The sequence below is a fragment of the Bradyrhizobium sp. CB1717 genome (assembly GCF_029714325.1).
In the GTDB taxonomy this organism is placed as follows: domain Bacteria; phylum Pseudomonadota; class Alphaproteobacteria; order Rhizobiales; family Xanthobacteraceae; genus Bradyrhizobium.
Genome location: NZ_CP121666.1, coordinates 6104554 through 6128193, shown reverse-complemented (window position 1 = coordinate 6128193; position 23640 = coordinate 6104554). Strand labels below are relative to the sequence as shown.

Below are 23640 nucleotides of genomic sequence, written 5' to 3'. Positions count from 1 at the left end.
TGTGGTTGCCATGATTGGGTGAGGGCACCGGCAGGGCAAATCCGGAGTGGCCGCCGCAGTCGATTAGTTGCCGGGAAAAGCTGATTGCATACTCCTTGGGCAGTCCTGCACTATAAAGCCGCTTGCCTGTGCACCGGCGCTAATCGCCGGCTCCTTTAGTCAGAGGCCTGGCCGCGCATCTCCTCCAGCACGTCGGTCCGGCACACCACGATCTGCGAGCGCTTGGTCAGGACGATTCCCTTCTCCTGCATCCGCTTCAGGCTGATCGTGACCCATTGCCTGGTGGCGCCGACCATGTGGGCGATGTCGGCATGGGTGAAGGCCGCCGCGATCACGGTGCCGTCGGCGTCCTCGACACCGTAGAGCTCGACGAGATGCAGCAAGAGATGCGCGAGACGCTGCGTGATCGAGCGCGTTCCCAGCATCTGGGCCAGCGCCGAATAGCATTTGCCCTTGAAGGTCAGGCCTTCGATCAGACCGATCGCAAGGTTCGGGATCTCCGCGGCAAGCGACCGCAGTTCCTTTCCGGGCAGATGCACGACGCTGCAATTGCTGGATGCGACGCCGGACCATTGATGCACGGTGCCCTCGAACACTTCGGGCCCGCCGACAAAATTGCCGACATGCCAATAGGCCAGCGTGATCTCGCGCCCGAGCGGGGAGGTGTAGAACACGCGGATGCGGCCGCTCTCGATCAGCCAGATGCCGTCATGCTTGCCGCCCTGGCTGAATAGCGTCTGGCCGCGGTTGAGCACTTTGCGCCGGCCCTGCTTCAGCACCAGCTCCCGCTCGCGCGGTGAGAGCTTGTCCATCAGCGGTGGCGGGCCGCCGATCCATTGCTGGTTCTCGGTCAGCAGCAGCGAGGAACTGCCGGCAGGCCGCATCGCTGCGGGAACAGTCCCGCGAACCGCATTCGCCGCCTGCAACATCACCTGCCTCCGGAACGTTTAAATCGTTCTAAAGAGGAGCAATGTCCGTGCCAGATCCCATCCCACCGTCATCGCCCGCGAAGGCGGCGATCCAGTATTCCAGGGACGTCAATGGGTTATCGAGAGGCCGCGGCGTGCTGGATTCCCCGCTTTCGCGGGAATGACAGCGGAGCAAGGGGGAGGATCCGTAGCCCCTAGCGCCCCGCCAGGCTCAGCAAATACGTCATCGGGTAAATCCCCCGGTTGTGCCCGTCCGAAAACGAGATGTTCAGCCCGTAGCCGAGATCGCCGATCTCGGTGATCGCGATGCCCGGAAACGCTTCCGGGAAGCGACCGTCGAAGCGGGCGCGGGTGCAGTGGGCGCATTTGCAGGAGAGGCGAAGCTGCTCGGCCGGCAGGCTGAGCGCGTCGTCCTCAGTGGTGCGGACGAGAAGCGACGCCAGATCGGCGCTGGCCTCATAGTCGGCCACGGTCGGTGCCACCAAGGTCATGGTCATGACGAACCTCCGACTTCTATCTATGTCGGCGCGGGCACCCGCGAATAGCAACTAATTGCCGGTGCGGGCGTGACCGCATGCCTTCTGTTCAAGCACTGCCCGCGAAATGTGAAACTAATCGACCGGGAATTTCACTTCCGAATTGCCGGACTCTCCTCTCTCCGAGACCTTGGCGTCATCGAGAAGGAGAGACCATGAGCGCATTTCAGAAGGAAACGGTGTTGTCGGTTCGCCACTGGACCGAGTCCCTGTTCAGCTTCACCGCGACGCGCGATCCCGGCTTCCGCTTCCAGAATGGCCAGTTCGCGATGATCGGGCTCGAGGTCGAAGGCAAGCCGTTGATGCGGGCCTACAGCATGGCCAGCGCCAATCACGAGGAGGCGCTCGAGTTCTTCTCGATCAAGGTGCAGGACGGCCCACTGACCTCGCGCCTGCAGAAGATCCGGGAAGGTGACATCATCCTGGTCGGCCGCAAGGCGACGGGAACGTTGATCACCGGCAACCTCATTCCGGGAAAGCGCCTGCTGCTGCTCTCGACCGGCACGGGCCTTGCGCCCTTCGCCAGCCTGATCAAGGACCCCGACGTCTACGAGAATTACGAGACCATCGTGCTCGCCCATGGCTGCCGTCAGGTCTCGGAACTCGCCTATGGCGAGCACCTCGTTGAGGGCCTGCGCAATCACGAGTTCTTCGGGCCGCTGATCCGCGACAAGCTCGTCTACTACCCGACCGTCACCCGCGAGCCGTTCCGCAACCGCGGCCGCATCACCGACCTGATCGCCTCCAACCGGCTGTTCGACGACATCGGGCTAACAGGCCTCGATATCGAGACCGACCGCATCATGCTGTGCGGCAGCCCGGCAATGCTCGAGGAACTGCACGCGATGTTCTCTGAACGCGGCTTTGTCGAAGGTAATCACAGCCGGCCCGGCCATTTCGTCATCGAAAAGGCCTTCGTCGAGCGCTGAGGCGCAAATCGCTGCCCGGCGACAACTAATTGCTATCGCTGGAAATCAACCTGAACAAATCTGATGCAAAGGCGCCGGGGATCGGCGAACCAGGAGCAAGTGATGGCACTAGATCAGATCGTCGACGGACTTTCGGAGGTTTCCTGCGATGTGCTGGTGATCGGCGGCGGCACGGCCGGCCCGATGGCGGCGCTGAAGGCGAAGCTGAAGAACCCGAAGGCCAATGTCGTCCTGCTCGAAAAGGCCAACGTCAAGCGCTCCGGCGCGATCTCGATGGGCATGGACGGGCTGAACAACGCCGTCATCCCCGGCTATGCGACGCCGGAGCAGTACACCAAGGAAATCACCATCGCCAATGACGGCATCGTCGACCAGAAGGCGGTCTACAAATACGCGCAGAACTGCTACAAAATCATCGAGGAGCTCGACAGCTTCGGCATCCGCTTCCTGAAGAACGAGAACGGCGACTACGCCGTCAAGAAGGTGCATCACATCGGCACCTATGTGCTGCCGATGCCGAACGGCGAGACCGTGAAGAAAGCGCTCTATCGCCAGCTCCGCCGCGCCCGTATCCTGATCTCCAACCGCTACATGGCGACGCGGCTGCTCAAATCCACCGACGGCCGTATCGCCGGCGCCATCAGCGTCAACACCCGCACGGCCGAGATGCTGGTGATCAAGGCCAAGGCCGTGATCCTCTGCATGGGCGCCGCCGGCCGCCTTGGCCTGCCGACCTCCGGCTACATGTTCGGCACCTATGAGAACGCTGCCAATTCCGGCGATGGCTACGCCATGGCCTATCACGCCGGCGCCGCGCTCGCGAACCTCGAATGCTTCCAGATCAACCCGCTGATCAAGGATTATAACGGCCCGGCCTGCGCCTATGTCGCGGGTCCCTTCGGCGCCTATACGGCGAACAACGAAGGCTCGCGCTTCATCGAATGCGATTACTGGTCCGGCCAGATGATGCTGGAGTTCTACAACGAGCTCTTGTCCGGCAAGGGGCCGGTGTTCCTCCAGCTCAAGCATCTGCATCCCGACACCATCTCCGAGATCGAGTCCACGCTGCACAAGGTCGAGCGTCCGACGCGCGGCCTGTTCCAGCAGGGGCGCGGGGTCGACTACCGCAGCGAGTCCATCGAGATGCACATCTCCGAGATCGGCTTCTGCTCCGGCCACAGCGCCTCCGGCGTGTTCGTCGACGACAACGCGCGCACCACCGTCCCCGGCCTCTACGCCGCCGGCGACATGGCGAGCGTGCCGCACAACTACATGCTCGGCGCCTTCACCAACGGCTCGGTCGCCGGCATCGACGCGATGGAGTTCGCCGACAGCCACGACTTCGCGGAGTTCGACGCCGCCGATGTCGCGATCGAGCGTGACCGCGTGATGGCGCCGACCAAGCGCGAGGACGGCATTCCGCCGAACCAGATCGAGTACAAGACGCGCCGCCTGGTGAACGATTATCTCCAGCCGCCGAAGGTCACGCGCAAGTATGAGCTCGGCATGCGCCGCCTTGCCGAGGCGAGGGAGGACATGCAGGAGCGCATGATCGCGCGCAACGCGCACGAGCTGCTCCGTGCGCTCGAGGTGCAGTCGATCATGGATTGCGCCGACATGGCCGCGCACGCCTCGCTCTATCGCGAGGAGAGCCGCTGGGGCCTCTATCACTGGCGCACGGATTTTCCGGAGAAGGACAACGAGAACTGGTTCTGCCACACGCTGCTCTCCAAGCAGAACGGCAAGATGACCAGCGAGAAGCGCGCCGTTGAGCCCTATGTCGTTCCGATCGCGGACGACGAGAAGGACCTCTATGACAAGCAGCGCATCCGCGCCTCCGCCTGATCCACCGCAACAGAACAACAGGAGACATCACATGCCTCTCGCGTCCTATCAGACATCGGTTCCGGTGGTCGTCGACGATGCCAAGTGCATCGCCGACAAGGGCTGCACCGTCTGCGTCGACGTCTGTCCGCTCGACGTCTTGCGCATCAGCGACATGACCAACAAGGCCTACATGGCCTATGACGAGTGCTGGTACTGCATGCCCTGCGAGGCCGATTGCCCGACCGGCGCCGTCACCGTCAACATTCCCTATCTGTTGAGGTGATCATGTCGAGCCCGTTCGAATCCTACGACGATTTGGAGGACGCCGACGAGCGGCTCCAGGCCGCCGATCCCGCCGAGCGCCGCGTCGCCATCATTGCGCTCGGCCATTCCGGCGATCCCGCGGCCGTGGCGCATCTCTCGAACCTCGTGGCCGATCCCGACGCCGGCGTGCGCCAGCAGGTGGCGATGGCGCTCGGCGAGTTCGACGGGCCGGAGGCTGCGAGCGCGCTGGTCAAGCTGCTGGTCGACCCTGAAAGGATCGTGGCGGCGGCCGCGGCCGACAGCATGGCCGAGTTCAAGGATCCCGCCTGCGCCGAGATCATCCTGCCGCTGGTCAAGCACGCCCACGCCTTTGTCCGCATGGGCGCGCTGCGTGCGCTGAAGGAATTGCGCTGCAAGGATACGCTCAAGCCGGCGCTGGAAGCGCTCCAGGATGCTGACGCCGCCGTGCGCGTGCAGGCGATCGGCGTGATCGGGTTCCTCAAGCTGGAAGAATCCATCCCCGCGCTGACCGCGCTGATCAGCGATCCCGACGCCCATGTCCGCCGCGCCGCAGTGAGCGCGCTTGCGTTCTCGCAGATGAAGCCGGCGGCCGAGACCATCACGCGCGCGTTGAAGGATTCCGACTGGATGGTCCGCGAGATGGCGGCGGAGACGCTCGGCCTCAACGTCAACGGTTCGCTCGCCGCCGATCAACTGGTCACCTGCCTCGCCGACGAGTTTTGGCAGGTGCGGCTGAAGGCGATCCGCAGCCTTGGCAAGATGAAGATCGAGCGTGCGGTGCGCCCGATCGGTAATTGCGTCAACCACGACCACGCCAATTTGCGAAAGGAGGCGGCCGCCGCGCTCGGCGAGATCGCCGATCCCGAGGGCGAGGCTTACCTCGCCGTGGTCGCCAACGATCCCGATCCCGACGTGCGCAAGAACGCGCGCTGGGCGCTCCAGCAGATCGCGGCGAAAAGGGCGCGAGCAGAATCGTAAGTCAAGATCTGAGTTCGACAGTCCAGTCCGCGCGAGGTAGCGTCGCGGTTAAAAAGGGTGTGGCAGGGGCTGATCTGAAACTGGTGGCGGATCTGCTTCGTACCCTATACCGCGCACGTCGATATGCCGCACGCAGAACGCCAGCGAAATTAATTGCTTCTGCATTACGGCGTCGCTCCCTAGGATCGGTCTGTGCTTGACGAAATTCCAGCGTCCGCTCGAGCACGGTCAAGTGTGTGATCCCGGAAAGAGGCGACTACGATCATGAGCAATGCCATCACTGCCACCGGAGAGAAGCCGCTGACTCCGGCCATGCTGCGCGAGTTGTCGGTGCGGTCCGATTGGCAAGGTCTGGTCCGCGCGGCCAGCCACTACGGCGTCATCGTCGTTGTCGGCGCGCTGATCTGGCTGGTCTCTTCGCGATACGGAATCGTATGGGCGTTGCCGCTGGTCGTCGTCCAAAGTTACTTTGTCGCATTCCTGTTCATGGTGGTACACGAGACCGCCCACAAGACGGCGTTCCGCAACCGCGCACTTAATCTCGCCTTCGGTCATCTCTCCTCGTTCGCGGTCGGCTTGCCTTACGAATATTACTGCCTGTTCCACTGGGATCATCATCGCTATACGCAGGATCCAAAGAGGGATCCGGAACTGCTGTCGGTTCCGATCCCGACTTCGAACGCCCAACTGCTGATCGTCTACAGCGGCTTGCGGCAGGTCGCCTTCCGGGTGGGACTGATGCTTCGCCATGCGTTGACCGGCAATGCCGCGTCGCCTTGGATTCCGGAAAGCAAACGCCACATTGTCGTGATGGAAGCGCGCCTGCATCTGGCAGGCTACGTCGCGCTGTTGCTGGCGTCGATCGCGCTGCACACCTCGATCCTGTTGTGGGTCTGGGTCGTCCCCGTGATCGTCGGTCAATTGTTTCTGCGTCCGTATCTCCTTGCCGAACACACCGGTTGCGATCGCACGCGCAGCGCCTTCCAGAATACGCGCACCACCTATACCGCCATGTTCGTGCGCTGGTTTGCATGGAACATGCCCTATCATGTCGAACACCATGCGTATCCTTCGATTCCGTTCCATGCGCTGCCGAAACTGAACCGGATCGTCGCCGATCAGATCGTCTACCGGGGCCCTGGCTACATCGCAGTGACGCGGCAAACGTGGGCCTGGTTTCGCCGCGCACGCAACGGCATCGAAAGCCCGATCGGTTCTGATTGAATCGGAATCAGGGCTTGGCGAAAGCCAGCAGAGTGCCGTTGCCGCAGGCTACGCTGCGCCCAAGGTGTGAGCAGCTTGATGAATTTATTGCCCCGGTCACGGTCGGAAGCTGGTTTTCTTGCGCAAAAATGGGACAGCAGGGCCTTGTCGATTAATTGCTTCATGGCCTTCCATCTTCAGACGATCCTATCGTCAAGGTCGATCACTCCGGTCGCCGGCATCACAGGGGTTTGGCATGCGATCAACAATTGGTCTTCGCTTCGCCGTGTTCGTGCTATCTGCGTCCTTCCTGTTTGCACCGTCTGGGCGCGCGACGGCCGAGGAATTGCTGAAGGCGCGGCTCGCCCAGAATCTTGGGCCGATCTCGGGACTGGCGATTGTCGCCAATGCGAAGGGCATTTTCGCCAAGCATGGGCTTGATATCTCGGTCTCCAATTTCACCAGCGGGAAGCAGTGCCTCGATACGGTGCTTGGGGGTGGAGCGGATATCGCGACAACCGCCGAGGCGCCGGTCACGGCGGCCGCGATGGCGCAACAGCCGATCGCCTTCGTGGCGGGGATGGAATATTCGGATCTCAAGACCATGACCGCGGCTTCTGCCGGGATCAAGACGAAGGCTGATCTGCGTGGAAAGCGAATCGCCTTTACGGCCGGAACCGGCAGCGAAGTTTACACCTCGGTTCTGTTGAAAGCGGCGGGCCTGACGTCGAAGGACGTGACGCTCGTCAATCTGCGACCTCAGGAGATGCTCCCCGCCATGGCGGCCGGCAGCATCGACGCGTTCGACACTTGGGAGCCGCACGTTGCGAATGCGAAGAAGGCTCTTGGCGAAGGCGCGATCCCGCTTGAGACCAAAGGTCTCTACTCGGAGACCTTCAATATTGTCGTGACGCAGTCCTACCTCGCGGCCAACCCTGCGATCGTCGGCAAGTTCCTGGCGTCCCTCATCGAAGCCGAGGGCTGGCTCAAGGCGCATCAGGATGATGCGATCGACGTCATCGCCACGGCGACCGGGATGAAACGCGATGAATTGGCTGCGATCTGGCCGGACTATGTCTACCATGTGCGCCTCGACGACAGGATTCTCACGACTCTGAAAACCCATGCCGCCTGGCGGCTCGAGACCGGCAATCATCCCCCTGGCGCGAGCATGCCCGATTTCTCGAAAGTCCTGGTGACGGCGCCGCTGAAGGCGCTCGATCCGGCTCGCGTCACACTGGAGGCGCGCCCGTGAGCGGTGGGGGACGCGGGAGTGCGAGCGCGACCGCACGGCTGAGCGTACTGGTCGCCGTTCTCTCCGTGCCCGCCTTCACAGGCGTGTGGGAACTGGTTGCGCGCTCCGGCATCGTGAACGCCGTGCTGTTTCCGCCGCCATCGACCGTCGCTATCGCCGTTCTCGAATGGATCCGCAGCGGACAATTCTTCGGCGACCTGATGGCGAGCCTCTCGCGCGTGGCCGCGGGATTTGCGATCGGGGCTGCGGGCGGGATCGTGCTCGGCGTCCTGACTGGCCGGTTCCGGCTGGTGTCCAGCCTGCTTTCACCCTTGTTTCACATCCTTCGTCCAATTCCTCCCATCGCCTTCGTGCCGATCGTCATCCTCTGGTTTGGCCTCTCGGAGACAGGCAAGCTATTCCTGGTTGTCTGGGGCGTGTTCTTCACGGTATGGCTCGCGACCCACATCGGGGTGCAGAAGGTCGACCGCGGACTCATCCGTGCCGCCCAGATGCTCGGCACGCCGCAGCCGCAGATGCTGTGGGAGATCGTCCTTCTTGGCGCGCTGCCCTATATCACGGTCGGTCTTCGGACCGCGGTGAGTATCTCCTTCTACACGCTGGTTGCCGCCGAGTTGGCAGGAGCGTTTTCCGGTATCGTCTACCGTATCGAAATTGCGCAACAGAACATGCAAACGGGTCAGGTCATGGGCGGGTTGGCGGCTCTCGGGCTGCTTTCCTTCGTCGCCGACCGTTCCTTCGCGACCCTTGCCGAACGTGCCGTGTGGTGGCGATGACCCCGAGCTTGCTTCGTCCAGACCAGCCGCTCAAGCTCGTGGATACGTACTCGCCTTCCGCTCCGGCGCTTCAGGCAATCATCCGGGTCGAGGATTTGAGCATCGTCTTCGATGGGTCGAGCGGACAGGTCATCGCGGTTGACCGCGTATCCCTGGCGGTAGCCCAGGGAGAATTCGTCTCGATCGTCGGTCCATCCGGCTGCGGCAAGTCCACGCTCCTGAATGCGATGGCCGGCCTCGAGCGGCCGTTCGAAGGCCAAGTGCTCATAGCGGGCGAAGCGATGCGCGCGCCACGGCCCGAGATCGGGATGGTCTTCCAGCAGCCACATCTGTTTCCGTGGAAATCGGTGCGCCGGAACATCGCGCACGGGCCGCGCGCCCTCGGCAAGTCGAAAGCGGAGGCGCTGCGGATTGCCGACGACCTCATCGAGATGATCGGGCTGACGAGATTTGCGTCGGCATATCCGCACACGCTATCGGGAGGCATGCAGCAGCGGGTTGCGATTGCCCGTGCCCTCGCCAATCAGCCGCGCGTGCTGTTGATGGACGAGCCGTTCGGAGCGCTGGATGCGCAGACCCGGGCGGTCATGCAGGACAATTTGCTCGAGCTCCGCGAGCGGATCAACGCAACAATCGTCTTCGTCACACACGACATCGATGAAGCGATCCTTCTCTCTGACCGTGTGCTGATCATGAGCGCGGGACCAGGCCGCATCCTCAAGGATCTTCACGTGAGCTTGCCGCGACCGCGCTCCAGCGCCATCGTGGCGGAGGCTGCCTATCTCGCCCTCAAGCGGGATTGCCTTGATCTGATCCGCTCGGAAGGTCGCCGGGCCTTCGAGCAAATGGAAATCAGGACGTAGGCGCCTGATGCCATGGTCTGGCATGGCTCTTGAATGGTTTTCCTTGCGGCGGCAAGGGAGCGAGCGGATGTCAGCGGCAAGTCTCAGGAATACGACCAGCATCATGCTGGCGGGATCGGACGCGCAGGTCGGGTCGCTGCCCAGCTTGCTGGATCCGCTGTGTGAGGCTGACCGGCGTCGTATCCTCGCGATCGGCCGCAAGGAGGTCTTTCAGGCAGGCAAGCATGTCTGGCGGCAGGGCGACCTGCAGAACGGCATTTATCTGATCGAAGAGGGGCGTATTCGCAGCTACTACGCGGCTCCTTCCGGACGTGAGGTGACGTTAGCGTACTGGTTCGCCGGCAATTTCGTCGGCGGCCCGGATCTGTTCGGTACTGGTGCCCACGTCTGGTCTTCAGTTGCGGTGGAGCGGAGCCAAGTGACGTTCTTGCCCGGCCCAGCCCTTCGCGCGCTAGCGCTTCAATCGGCCAGTATCGCGGTCGCGCTCCTGGATGCACTCGCCTTCAAGGCAAGGTGTTACTCGGCCATGGCGCAAATGCTGGGGACCCGTTCGGTGACCGAGCGGTTGCATCGTCTGTTGATCTTTCTCTCGAAGGTCTACGGCTCGCAGCAAGGCCGTGAGATCGTGATCGGGATCCCGTTCACACATGGTGATCTCGCCAATCTGATCGGCTCAACCCGCCAATGGGTGACGGTGCAGCTTTCCCGCATGCAGGCAAGGGACGTCATCCGTTATCACCGGGGCCTGATTGTGATCCTCAATCTGCGCGCTCTCGATCTCGAAGTCGTCTAGGACGCGGCCTTCGGATATACTCTCAGATCGAACAGTCCGGCCTTCGCATCGGGCAGCCATCGCTCGGCAAGGTCGAGAAGAGCATGGTCACGCCACGCAGGCGCCAGCAAAGTGATGCCCATCGGCATGCCGTTGCCGAGCGTTGCGTTGGGGACTGCCACCGCGCACAAGTCCACGAGATTGGCAAAATAGGAGTAGTAACCGAGGCGGCTGTTGAGCGTGATAGGATCTACCATCATCTCCGAGATCGTGAAGGGGCGTGGCGCGGTCGGTACCACCAGGACATCGATCTCCTCGAAAACCGATTGGATCTGGCGTCGCAGCTTCAAAAGTCGATGTTGCGCGGCAAACGCATCTGTTGCGGAAAACTGGGTAGCTGCGCTCAGCACGTTGCGGGTGACGTCAAGCAGGTCCCCATGATCGATGTCCAGGAGCTTGCCGATCGCCGCATGACGTTCGGCAATCCAAGGCCCTGAAAAGAGCATTTCACCGGCTTCGGCGAAAGGCGCGAAGTCAATTTGCCTGGATTGGCCTCCCAGTCCCGAAAGCCTCGTGCAGGCCTGCCCGTAGAGGTCATTGCATTCCGGCATGCCGAATGGATTCAGATGGCCGACAGAGACCTGGCCGAAGCGGAATTTGCGATGAGATGGGGAGGACGGGGCAATCCGTTGGCGGCTATAAGGATCGCTGTCGTCGAATCCTTCGATCAGCCTGAGCAGAATTCGGCCCTCGGCAATGGAATTGCAGAAAATCGAGGGGCAATCGAGCGTCGGACAGTTCGGCACAAGCCCCCGGGATGAGACGAGGCCTACGGTTGGCTTGATCCCGATGATCCCATTGAAGCCTGCGGGAATCCGGCCCGAGCCGCCGGTATCCGTGCCGAGCGCGAAGGCAACATGGCCGGATGCCACGGCAGCAGCCGAACCGGAACTCGAACCGCCGGAGACGTACAGATCGTTGGCTGCGCTGGAACAGGCGCCGTAGGGGGAGCGGGTGCCGGACAGTCCGGTTGCAAATTGATCCAGGTTGGTCTTGCCAAGACAGATCGCACCCGCGGCCGTCAATCTCTCGACGCATCTAGCCGATTGCGCAGCCCCATATTCGAATGACGGACAGGCTGCTGTCGTTGGCATGTCCTCGACGTCGATATTGTCCTTGACGCCGAATGGCACGCCAAGGAGCGGCAGGACTTCGCCCCGCTCCGCTCGCTGCACAAGGGCATCAGCCTCGGCCAGCGCTTCTTCCACGGGCCGCACATAGATCCAGCAGTTGCGAAGCCGGTCCCGCTCGATGCGCTCATAGGCGGTTGTGATGATGGAGGCCAACTCGGCAGGCGAACGTTGAGGTCGGCTCTGCGCGGATAAGATAGCTTGCGGCACGGAATAAACTCCTGGGGGCATGACCGCACAAATATGAAGCCGGAGCCGGGCAGGGAAAGCAACTAAGTGCCTCTGCCGCACCGGCACGAGTCGACCTGCGAGCAGACCGTTATGAGCGGTAGGAAAAAAAGATGAGGCCGTTGATTCATCACTGTTTTTCCTGATGTTCGGCCACGCTCGCCCTCTTTGTGAGACGCATTCGTAGCACTTCCGGTGAATGCCATCAGGTCAGAAAGGACGACCGTAGTTTCCCGGGATACGGAACTATTTACGCGACCAAGTAACCCAGTGACGCTGTGGCATTAATAGTTAAGACGCGCATCCTTCCCAGGCTCTGGACGGATGCGCAAATTTTCGGCATGCTTAAATAAATTTTTACGTTGGAGTTAAGTTCTGTCGGGCCTACGCGTAGCCGCCAGGCAGAGACTTCACAAAGCCAATGACTTTAAGCGCAAGAGATTTTTTGACGCGTGCGGAATGCAGGGCCGCACCGGAAGTGGACAGGTTAGTGCGTTCGGAGTCTTTCACAGCAAGGCAGACTGGCACAGCGCAGAAGCTGCGATTTCTTGTCGGCCAAGACGCTCGCCTCATTGCCTTGAACGGGCGTTAATAGCACGGTGAATTGATTTTCGACTGCAATCACACCTGCTCTGTGTCCGCAGAGTTTGAGGAGTGTGTATTGGGTCGCGTCAGTCTCATTCGGAAGGCCGAGTTTGAATCGCGTCCTCCGGGATTCCCAAATTCTTGTTTCGTCAGGGGCGAGCTGGAGGGCCGCCGATCGCTTCCGATCGGCCGGCCAGTTTCGAGTCCGTCTTGGACAAATATTGCGCCGAGGGCGGAAGCACTGCCGGTGATTGCACGGCACGCTTTATTTGAGGTGCGCTGCGACGGCGCGAGCTCATCGCCACACTGTCAATCGACGCCTGCAAAGTGCGAAACCGTTACGGCATCTAGTTCATAAAATACCTGAATTCATAACTCACGCGCGAATTTTGGACCACGACATTTTGGAGCATCATCAATGGCAAGCGCCAGTGGCACCACCATCCTCACAGGCACTACCGGCAGCGACAATTTAGTCGGCGGCTCCGGCGATGACGTGCTGTCCGGCGGCGCGGGCAATGATCGTCTCAATGGTGGTTCCGGAGATGACATCCTTAATGGCGGCAGCGGCTTTGACACCGTTCTTGGTGGATCGGGGACAGATACCCTGATCTACAAGGGTTTTGAGAACCAGTACGTCCTGGGTGGGACGTACTCCATCACGAGTGCCGGCTTTTCATTGAGCGGCGGGACTGTTTGGTCGGGAACAGATCAGACGGTTCTCGGTACGGTTTCCAGTCAGACCGTGGTCGTAGGCAATGCTTTCCAAGGCTATGACTCCTATGACGGGGGCAATGGCGCGGTGCAGCTCGGCAAAGCCGGGTCTACGCCGGATATGGACACACTGCAGATTTGGCTGAGTCCAACCCAGTTGAACGACGCCGCCATCTCGGCAGAGATTGCGTATGTCAGGAACGTTTGGCTTCCGCAGCACATCAACGCGCAAACCGGACAGGCCGACAGCTCAACCTATACATTCAAGACGCTCGATCTCAAGATTACAGGCATCGAACAGATCGTGGTGCTTAATGCCGAAGGCACGACAAGGGTCGATCTGAGTACGTCTACCCAGCTCGAAGGGCCGACGTCGAGCTATGTGTTCACAGCCACCTTGGATCATGCGTCCCAGGGGGTGACCACGATCACGACCGACAAGGGCGTGATCACGATTGCCGATGGGCAGACTACGGGCACGCTGACGATTGCTGCGGGCAACGGCGAGGACGTCTACAAGGATGCTTCATCGCTGACCGCGACAATCACCGGGACGTCGGGCGGCAGTTTAGAGAACCTGGTGGTCGGCACGGCGACAGCGACGGCGCATGTCAACGACACCATCACCGATACCACGGTCAATCTGAGCGCCTCGACACAGCTGGAGGGTGCTGCTGCCAACTACGTGTTCACTGCGACGCTGTCAAATGCCTCGCAGGGTGTGACCACGATCACCACCGACAAGGGCGTAATCACGATTGCGAACGGCCAGACCACGGGCACGCTGACGATTGCCGCGGGCAACGGCGAGGATGTCTACAAGGATGCCAGCAGCCTGACGGCTACGATCACGGGGACGTCAGGCGGCAACTTCGAGCATCTGGTGGTCGGCACCGGCACGGCGACAGCCCAGGTCAGCGACACCATCACCGATGCGACGGTGAATCTCAGCGCCTCGACGGTGTTCGAAGGCGCGGTCGCCAACTACGTGTTCACGGCGACGCTGTCGAATGCCTCGCAGGGTGTGACCACGATCACGACCGACAAGGGCGTGATCACGATCGCCGACGGCCAGACCACGGGCACGCTGACGATTGCCGCGGGCAACGGCGAGGATGTCTACAAGGATGCCAGCAGCCTGACGGCTACGATCACGGGGACGTCAGGCGGCAACTTCGAGCATCTGGTGGTCGGCACCGGCACGGCGACGGCCCACGTCAACGACACCATCACCGATGCCACGGTGAATCTCAGCGCCTCGACGGTGCTGGAGGGGGCGGTCGCCAACTACACCTTCACCGCGACGTTGTCGAACGCCTCGGAGGGGGTGACGACGGTCCATACCGACCAGGGCGACATCACCATTGCCGACGGCCACACCACCGGGACGCTGGTGCTCGCCTCGGGCAACGCCGAGGACGTCTACAACGACGCCACGAGTCTGACCGCCAACATCACCGGCACCTCAGGCGGCAACTTCGAGAACCTGGTGGTCGGCACCGGCACGGCGACGGCCCACGTCAACGACACCATCACTGACGCCACGGTCAACCTCACCGCCTCGACGGTGGTGGAGGGGGCGATCGCCAACTACACCTTCACCGCGACGCTGTCGAACGCCTCGGAGGGGGTGACGACGGTCCATACCGACCAGGGCGACATCACGATCGCCGACGGCCAGACGGTTGGGACGCTGGTGCTCGCCTCGGGCAACGCCGAGGACGTCTACAACGACGCCACGAGTCTGACCGCCAACATCACCGGCACCTCAGGCGGCAACTTCGAGAACCTGGTGGTCGGCACCGGGGCGGCGACGGCCCACGTCAATGACACCATCACCGATGCCACGGTGAATCTCAGCGCCTCGACGGTGCTGGAGGGGGCGGTCGCCAACTACACCTTCACCGCGACGCTGTCGAACGCCTCGGAAGGCATCACCACTGTCCATACCGACCAGGGTGACATCACCATTGCCGACGGCCAGACGGTTGGGACGCTGGTGCTCACCTCGGGCAACGCCGAGGACGTCTATCAGGATGAATCGTCGCTGACCGCCAATATCACCGGCACCTCGGGCGGCAACTTCGAGCACCTGGTGATCGGCACCGGCTCGGCGACGGCCCACGTCAACGACACCGTCACCGACGCGACGGTGGATCTCAGCGCCTCCACGGTGTTCGAAGGCGCGGTTGCCAACTACACCTTCACCGCGACGCTGTCGAACGCCTCGGAGGGGGTGACGACGGTCCACACCGACCAGGGCGACATCACCATTGCCGACGGCCAGACGGTTGGGACGCTGGTGCTCGCCTCGGGCAACGCCGAGGACGTCTACAACGACGCCACGAGTCTGACCGCCAACATCACCGGCACCTCGGGCGGCAACTTCGAGCATTTGGTGATCGGCACCGGGGCGGCGACCGCCCACGTCAATGACACCGTCACTGACGCCACGGTCAACCTCACGGCCTCGACGGTGCTGGAGGGGGCGATCGCCAACTACACCTTTACCGCGACGCTGTCGAACGCCTCGGAGGGGGTGACGACGGTCCATACCGACCAGGGCGACATCACCATTGCCGACGGCCAGACGGTTGGGACGCTGGTGCTCGCCTCGGGCAACGCCGAGGACGTCTACAACGACGCCACGAGTCTGACCGCCAACATCACCGGCACCTCGGGCGGCAACTTCGAGCATTTGGTGATCGGCACCGGCACGGCGACGGCCCACGTCAACGACACCATCACCGATGCCACGGTGAATCTCAGCGCCTCAATCCAGGACGAGGGGCCGTCGGCGCAGTATGTGTTCACGGCAACATTGTCGAATGCCTCGCATGGCGTGACGACGATCACGACCGACAAGGGCGTGATCACGATCGCCGACGGCCAGACCACGGGCACGCTGGCGATCGACGCCAACAACGGCGAGGACGTCTATCAGGATGAATCGTCGCTGACCGCCAACATCACCGGCACCTCGGGCGGCAATTTCGAGAACCTGGTGGTCGGCACCGGCTCGGCGACGGCCCACGTCAACGACACCGTCACCGACGCGACGGTGGATCTCAGCGCCTCAACGGTGTTCGAAGGCGCGGTTGCCAACTACACCTTCACGGCGACGCTGTCGAACGCCTCGGAGGGGGTGACGACGGTCCACACCGACCAGGGCGACATCACCATTGCCGACGGCCAGACGGTTGGGACGCTGGTGCTCGCCTCGGGCAACGCCGAGGACGTCTATAACGACGCCACGAGTCTGACCGCCAACATCACCGGCACCTCGGGCGGCAACTTCGAGCACCTGGTGGTCGGCACCGGGGCGGCGACGGCCCACGTCAACGACACCATCACCGATGCCACGGTGAATCTCAGCGCCTCGACGGTGCTGGAGGGGGCGGTCGCCAACTACACCTTCACCGCGACGCTGTCGAACGCCTCGGAAGGCATCACCACTGTCCATACCGACCAGGGCGACATCACCATTGCCGACGGCCAGACGGTCGGCACGCTGGTGCTCGCCTCGGGCAACGCCGAGGACGTCTATAACGACGCCACGACTCTGACCGCCAACATCACCGGCACCTCGGGCGGCAACTTCGAGCATCTGGTGGTCGGCACCGGGGCGGCGACGGCCCACGTCAACGACACCGTCACTGACGCCACGGTCAACCTCACCGCCTCGACGGTGGTGGAGGGGGCGGTCGCCAACTACACCTTCACCGCGACGCTGTCGAACGCCTCGGAGGGGGTGACGACGGTCCACACCGACCAGGGCGATATCACCATTGCCGACGGCCAGACGGTTGGGACGCTGGTGCTCGCCTCGGGCAACGGCGAGGACGTCTATCAGGATGAATCGTCGCTGACCGCCAACATCACCGGCACCTCAGGCGGCAACTTCGAGAACCTGGTGATCGGCACCGGCACGGCGACGGCCCACGTCAACGACACCGTCACCGACGCGACGGTGGATCTCAGCGCCTCAACGGTGTTCGAAGGCGCGGTTGCCAACTACACCTTCACGGCGACGCTGTCGAACGCCTCGGAAGGCGTCACCACTGTCCATACCGACCAGGGTGACATCACCATTGCCGACGGCCAGACGGTTGGGACGCTGGTGCTCGCCTCGGGCAACGCCGAGGACGTCTACAACGACGCCACGAGTCTGACCGCCAACATCACCGGCACCTCGGGTGGCAACTTCGAGAACCTGGTGGTCGGCACCGGCACGGCGACGGCCCACGTCAATGACACCGTCACTGACGCGACGGTGGATCTCAGCGCCTCCACGGTGTTCGAAGGCGCGGTTGCCAACTACACCTTCACGGCGACGCTGTCGAACGCCTCGGAGGGGGTGACGACGGTCCATACCGACCAGGGCGACATCACCATTGCCGACGGCCAGACGGTTGGGACGCTGGTGCTCGCCTCGGGCAACGCCGAGGACGTCTATCAGGATGAATCGTCGCTGACCGCCAATATCACCGGCACCTCGGGCGGCAACTTCGAGCACCTGGTGATCGGCACCGGCTCGGCGACGGCCCACGTCAATGACACCGTCACTGACGCCACGGTCAACCTCACCGCCTCGACGGTGCTGGAGGGGGCGATCGCCAACTACACCTTCACGGCGACGCTGTCGAACGCCTCGGAGGGGGTGACGACGGTCCATACCGACCAGGGTGACATCACCATTGCCGACGGCCAGACGGTTGGGACGCTGGTGCTCGCCTCGGGCAACGCCGAGGACGTCTATAACGACGCCACGAGTCTGACCGCCAACATCACCGGCACCTCGGGTGGCAACTTCGAGAACCTGGTGGTCGGCACCGGCACGGCGACGGCCCACGTCAATGACACCGTCACTGACGCGACGGTGGATCTCAGCGCCTCCACGGTGTTCGAAGGCGCGGTTGCCAACTACACCTTCACGGCGACGCTGTCGAACGCCTCGGAGGGGGTGACGACGGTCCATACCGACCAGGGCGACATCACCATTGCCGACGGCCAGACGGTTGGGACGCTGGTGCTCGCCTCGGGCAATGCCGAGGACGTCTATAACGACGCCACGAGTCTGACCGCCAACATCACCGGCACCTCGGGCGGCAACTTCGAGAACCTCGTGGTCGGCACCGGGGCGGCGACGGCCCACGTCAACGACACCATCACCGATGCCACGGTGAATCTCAGCGCCTCGACGGTGCTGGAGGGGGCGGTCGCCAACTACACCTTCACCGCGACGCTGTCGAACGCCTCGGAGGGGGTGACGACGGTCCATACCGACCAGGGCGACATCACGATCGCCGACGGCCAGACGGTTGGGACGCTGGTGCTCGCCTCGGGCAACGCCGAGGACGTCTACAACGACGCCACGAGTCTGACCGCCAACATCACCGGCACCTCAGGCGGCAACTTCGAGAACCTCGTGGTCGGCACCGGGGCGGCGACGGCCCATGTCAACGACACCATCACCGATGCCACGGTGAATCTCAGCGCCTCGACGGTGCTGGAGGGGGCGGTCGCCAACTACACCTTCTCCGCGACGCTGTCGAACGCCTCGGAAGGCATCACCACTGTCCATACCGACCAGGGTGACATCACCATTGCCGACGGCCAGACGGTTGGGACGCTGGTGCTCACCTCGGGCAACGCCGAGGACGTCTATCAGGATGAATCGTCGCTGACCGCCAATATCACCGGCACCTCGGGCGGCAACTTCGAGCACCTGGTGATCGGCACCGGCTCGGCGACGGCCCACGTCAATGACACCGTCACTGACGCCACGGTCAACCTCACCGCCTCGACGGTGCTGGAGGGGGCGATCGCCAACTACACCTTCACGGCGACGCTGTCGAACGCCTCGGAGGGGGTGACGACGGTCCATACCGACCAGGGCGACATCACCATTGCCGACGGCCAGACGGTTGGGACGCTGGTGCTCGCCTCGGGCAACGCCGAGGACGTCTACAACGACGCCACGAGTCTGACCGCCAACATCACCGGCACCTCAGGCGGCAACTTCGAGAACCTGGTGGTCGGCACCGGCACGGCGACGGCCCACGTCAACGACACCATCACTGACGCGACGGTCAACCTCAGTGCCTCGACGGTGGTGGAGGGGGCGGTCGCCAACTACACCTTCACCGCGACGCTGTCGAACGCCTCGGAGGGGGTGACGACGGTCCATACCGACCAGGGCGACATCACCATTGCCGACGGCCAGACGGTTGGGACGCTGGTGCTCGCCTCGGGCAACGCCGAGGACGTCTACAACGACGCCACGAGTCTGACCGCCAACATCACCGGCACCTCGGGCGGCAACTTCGAGAACCTGGTGGTCGGCACCGGGGCGGCGACGGCCCACGTCAATGACACCATCACCGATGCCACGGTGAATCTCAGCGCCTCGACGGTGCTGGAGGGGGCGGTCGCCAACTACACCTTCACCGCGACGCTGTCGAACGCCTCGGAAGGCATCACCACTGTCCATACCGACCAGGGTGACATCACCATTGCCGACGGCCAGACGGTTGGGACGCTGGTGCTCGCCTCGGGCAACGCCGAGGACGTCTATAACGACGCCACGAGTCTGACCGCCAACATCACCGGCACCTCGGGCGGCAACTTCGAGAACCTGGTGGTCGGCACCGGGGCGGCGACCGCCCATGTCAACGACACCATCACCAATGCCACGGTCGACCTCTCCACATCGAACGTGACCGATCATGATCCAACCATCACGTTCACGGCGACGCTGTCGAACGCCTCGGAAGGCGTCACCACGGTGCATACCGATCAGGGTGTCATCACGATCGCCAGCGGCCAGACCACGGGCACACTGGTCGTCAGCACCCCCAACTCGTCGAGTTTGACCGCGACGGTCACGGGGACCGAAGGTGGAAACTTCGAGCATCTGGTGGTCGGCGCCGGGTCGGCCACTGCGCAAGTCATCGACACGACCCCGCCGACCGTTGCGGTCGATATCGTCGCTACATCGCTGAGCGATGGCACGCCGAGCTCGAACATGACCTTCACCTTCAGCGAGGCGCCGGGCGCCAGCTTCACGGCTGCCGACATCACGGCGACCAACGGCACGGTCAGCGGCCTGGCGCAGGACGATGCCACGCACTATCACGCCACCTTCACGGCAGCAGACGGCGTCTCTGCGACCGGATCGGTGTCGGTGACTGCGGGGAGCTACGCCGACTCCGCCGGCAATCTCGGCGGCGCCGGGACGGATACTGTTACCATCGATCGGCTCAATCCGACCGTTGCGGTCGATATCGTGGCCACATCGCTGAGCGACGGCACGCCGAGCTCGAACGTGACCTTCACCTTCAGCGAGGCGCCGGGTGCCAGCTTCACGGCTGCCGACATTACGACGACCAACGGCGCGATCAGTGGCCTGACGCAGGACGACGCCACGCACTATCACGCCACCTTCACGGCAACGGACGGCGCCGCTGCAACTGGATCGGTGTCGGTGACGGCGGGAAGCTATGCCGACCCCGTCGGGAATCTCGGTAGCGCGGGGGCGGATACGGTCACTATCGATCGGCTCAATCCGACAGTTGCGGTCGACATCGTCGCCACGTCGCTGAGCGACGGTACGCCGAGCTCGAACGTAACCTTCACCTTCAGCGAGGCGCCGGGCGCCAGCTTCACGGCTGCCGACATCACGACGACCAACGGCACGATCAGTGGCCTGACGCAGGACGATGCCACGCACTATCACGCCACCTTCACGGCAACGGACGGCGTCTCTGCGACCGGGTCGGTGTCGGTGACGGCGGGGAGCTACGCCGACCCCGCAGGCAATCTCGGCAGCGCCGGAACGGATACGGTCACCATCGACACCCAGAATCCGACCGCTACGGTTGACTTGACGGCGATTGCGACCGACAGCGGCGCTTCGTCGACCGACTTCATCACCAATGACACCACCTTGACGGCGTCGGGCACCAACTCGGCCCTCGGTTCGGGCGAGAAGATCCAGATCAGCAGTAACGGCGGCGCGAACTGGGCGGATGTGACCCAGAACACCGGGACGACCTGGAGCTACGTCGATCCGACAACCCATAGCACCAGCTTCACCTACCAGGTGCGGGTGGTGGATACCGCCGGCAATGTCGGCAACACCGATACCCAGGCAGTGACGATCGACACAACGGTCGGCCTCCCCGTCATCACCGGCTTCACCACCGACACTGGGACGGTGGGAGACCACATCACCAGCGATACGTCGCTCACCATCAATGGCACGGCGGAAGCAAACAGCACCGTGACAGTGTTCCAGAATGGCGTGTCGATCGGCACGACGACAGCAGACGGTCTCGGAAACTGGAGCAAGGTCGACAGCAACGTGCTGGTGAACGGTACGACTTATCAGTTTACGGCGATACAGACGGACGTGGCCGGAAACGTCAGCGGTCTGTCTGCCAGCTATGCCGCGACGATCGATACCACTGCGCCGTCGGTGAGTTCGATCGTGTTTCAGACTCCAAACCCCGATGCCAGCGGGTTTACCGATGTCGCGATCACGTTCTCTGAAGCCGTAGGAAATTTTGACGCCAGTGATCTCCAGTGGCAAACCAACGGTTCAGGCTCGCCTGTCACGTTGAGCGCAACCTCCACGCCAGTGAAGGTCATTTCTCTAACGACCTCGGACAACATCCATTGGGCCCTCCAACTCGACTATTCAGGGAGCAGTTCGAGCGGCAAAGATAATGGAAGGCTGATTGTCACCGCCACCTATACCGACGTTTCCGGCAACGTAGGCGCGCTTGGGCAGACTACTTCCACCAACGAGAAAGTGGCGCCAGCCGGAATTGCTGGGCAGCCGATCAATCTTGGATTGCTCGATCCGGGCGGCGTGCATGGGGATATTAGTGTCAGCATCGCGGGAGTTCCCTCCGGCTGGACCCTGAGCGAAGGTACCTCGAATAGTGATGGCACTTGGACCGTCGTGACGAATGACATCGGTTCGCTCACCGTTACGATGCCGAGCGCCTACACGGGCGCGCTGGTGCTCAATGTCTCAGAAACCTGGACCAATGCCGACGGCAGCTTCGGAAATGCAGCCATCGTCGACAACGTCGAAGCCTACGCACCGGGCAATCCGATCTTTGCCATCTCCGGCGATGATAATCTCACCGCCTCGAGCGGCAACGATCTGCTCGTGTTCTCGCAGCCGATCGGACACGATGTCGTCTACAGTTTCGATCTGATGCACGACAAGATTGACCTGATCGGCTACGCCGGGTTCACGGCGTTCGCCGACATCCAGGCGCACGCGGCGAATGATGCGGCCGGAAATGCCGTGATTACGCTGGGCGATGGTCAAACGATCACATTGGACGGCATCGACGCCGGCTCGCTCTCGGCCGACGACTTCGTATTCGATCAGACACCTGTGGTCGACAACGCCGTCACGATGACCATCAGTGATGGCGCAATCCTGCCGTTGTCCGGCATCATCCATAATACAGGAACAATCTCGCTGAGTTCGACCGGCAATGAGACCGACCTGCGGCTCATCGAACACGGCATATCGCTTGAGGGCGGCGGTCAAGTGCTGTTGTCCGACAACATCGGAAATGTCATCAGCGGTGCGGTTTCCGACGTGACGCTGACCAACGTCGACAATACGATTTCCGGCGCCGGCCAGCTCGGCGCGGGCACCATGACGCTGGTCAACCAAAGCACCATCATCGCGACCGGGACCAATTCGCTGGAGATCGATACCGGAGCGAACGCGGTCATCAATTCGGGTACCTTGGAGGCGACGGGCTCCGGCGGTTTGGTGATCGACAGCGCGGTCTCCAACTTCGGTCTGCTCTGGGCCAATGGCGGCAATATCATTGCCAACCACGATGTCAGTGGAGGCGCGGCGCAGATTAGTGGCACCGCGACACTCGAACTGGGCGGCACGGCATCAGCCGACGTAACGTTTGACTTTGATGCCATCGGAACCCTGAAGCTCGACCAGTCCATCAATTTCACGGGGGCCATCGCCGGTCTGAACGCCGACGATCAACTCGACCTGGTCGATATTCTGTCAGGTGCAGCAACGACGGCCAGTTATGCCGCAAATGCGGCGGGCGACGGGGGAATGCTCAGCATAAGCGATGGTACGCACACAGCTCATATCGCGCTTCTGGGACAGTACTCAGCGAGCGCTTTCGAGGTTGGAGCGGATGGTGCCGGCGGAACTCTGATCAAGTATCTCGATCCACACGTGTCGCCGTAAAAGCTGCCGGCGAGATGCCGATCTTGCGGGACGGTTCGGATATCATCGCCGTTGGTGCGATCGAGAAAACTGGTGTGCGTGGCTGTCGAGCGGCTGGGATCCGAGCTTCGTTGAACGTTCAGTAAAGCCATTTGCTAAACATGCTTGGCGTTGGCCAGCTTCTGGCTCGCCGGTTATCCAGGCGGGCTTAGATTGCTCGCGGCGCCAGATCGGCGATCGAATCTTCCGAAAAGTTAGGAAATTTGCTGCGCTGCGAACATTCCGCTTACGCGCGCGAACGCGCAAATCTTTTCGCCTAGCTAGCGACAAACCGGCTTG

13 protein-coding genes are annotated in these 23640 nt (G+C 62.5%); 10 read left to right on the top strand and 3 right to left on the bottom strand.

The window, feature by feature from the left end:
- Positions 1-155 precede the first annotated feature (155 nt).
- Together QA649_RS29030 and QA649_RS29025 are read right to left on the bottom strand one after the other, a co-directional pair.
- Complete coding sequence (locus tag QA649_RS29030) at positions 156-929, bottom strand: Crp/Fnr family transcriptional regulator (protein WP_283020186.1); 774 nt, start codon at positions 927-929, stop codon at positions 156-158.
- 194 nt (positions 930-1123) lie between these two features.
- Positions 1124-1420 (bottom strand): gamma-butyrobetaine hydroxylase-like domain-containing protein, encoded by a 297-nt coding sequence (locus QA649_RS29025; RefSeq protein ID WP_283026123.1) that lies wholly within the window; start codon positions 1418-1420, stop codon positions 1124-1126.
- A gap of 200 nt (positions 1421-1620) precedes the next feature.
- Here QA649_RS29025 and QA649_RS29020 point away from each other — a divergent pair, with 200 nt between their 5' ends.
- From QA649_RS29020 to QA649_RS28980, 9 genes are all read left to right on the top strand, one after another.
- Positions 1621-2394, top strand: coding sequence for a ferredoxin--NADP reductase (locus QA649_RS29020; RefSeq protein WP_283020185.1), 774 nt, complete (start codon positions 1621-1623; stop codon positions 2392-2394).
- 102 nt (positions 2395-2496) lie between these two features.
- A complete protein-coding gene (locus tag QA649_RS29015; RefSeq protein WP_283020184.1) occupies positions 2497-4239 on the top strand; it encodes a fumarate reductase/succinate dehydrogenase flavoprotein subunit in 1743 nt (580 codons plus the stop codon).
- A gap of 31 nt (positions 4240-4270) precedes the next feature.
- Positions 4271-4504 carry a ferredoxin family protein gene (locus tag QA649_RS29010; RefSeq protein ID WP_007593252.1) on the top strand — a complete coding sequence of 78 codons (234 nt, stop codon included), beginning with the start codon at positions 4271-4273 and terminating at the stop codon, positions 4502-4504.
- A gap of 2 nt (positions 4505-4506) precedes the next feature.
- On the top strand, positions 4507-5484 hold the full coding sequence (locus QA649_RS29005; protein WP_283020183.1) for a HEAT repeat domain-containing protein: 978 nt from the start codon (positions 4507-4509) through the stop codon (positions 5482-5484).
- Between the two features lie 264 nt (positions 5485-5748).
- Complete coding sequence (locus QA649_RS29000) at positions 5749-6708, top strand: fatty acid desaturase (protein WP_283020182.1); 960 nt, start codon at positions 5749-5751, stop codon at positions 6706-6708.
- A 118-nt stretch (positions 6709-6826) separates the two neighbouring features.
- Positions 6827-7942 carry an NrtA/SsuA/CpmA family ABC transporter substrate-binding protein gene (locus QA649_RS28995; RefSeq protein WP_283020181.1) on the top strand — a complete coding sequence of 372 codons (1116 nt, stop codon included), beginning with the start codon at positions 6827-6829 and terminating at the stop codon, positions 7940-7942.
- 65 nt (positions 7943-8007) lie between these two features.
- Positions 8008-8718 (top strand): ABC transporter permease, encoded by a 711-nt coding sequence (locus QA649_RS28990; RefSeq protein ID WP_283020180.1) that lies wholly within the window; start codon positions 8008-8010, stop codon positions 8716-8718.
- Positions 8706-9581 (top strand): ABC transporter ATP-binding protein, encoded by an 876-nt coding sequence (locus QA649_RS28985; RefSeq protein WP_283020179.1) that lies wholly within the window; start codon positions 8706-8708, stop codon positions 9579-9581. Before QA649_RS28990 ends, QA649_RS28985 begins: the two co-directional genes overlap by 13 nt.
- Before the next feature lie 67 nt (positions 9582-9648).
- A complete protein-coding gene (locus tag QA649_RS28980) occupies positions 9649-10374 on the top strand; it encodes a Crp/Fnr family transcriptional regulator (protein ID WP_283020178.1) in 726 nt (241 codons plus the stop codon).
- Here the strand turns inward: QA649_RS28980 and atzF are convergent.
- The gene (gene atzF, locus QA649_RS28975) at positions 10371-11753 is read right to left on the bottom strand and encodes an allophanate hydrolase (protein WP_283020177.1); all 1383 of its coding nucleotides are present in this window, start codon (positions 11751-11753) and stop codon (positions 10371-10373) included. The two genes, QA649_RS28980 and atzF, sit on opposite strands and share 4 nt — an antisense overlap.
- A 1021-nt stretch (positions 11754-12774) precedes the next feature.
- On the opposite strand from atzF, the gene QA649_RS28970 reads away from it, so the two are divergent.
- Positions 12775-23322, top strand: a complete 10548-nt coding sequence (locus tag QA649_RS28970; RefSeq protein WP_283020176.1) for an immunoglobulin-like domain-containing protein — start codon at positions 12775-12777, stop codon at positions 23320-23322.
- Positions 23323-23640: the final 318 nt, after the last annotated feature.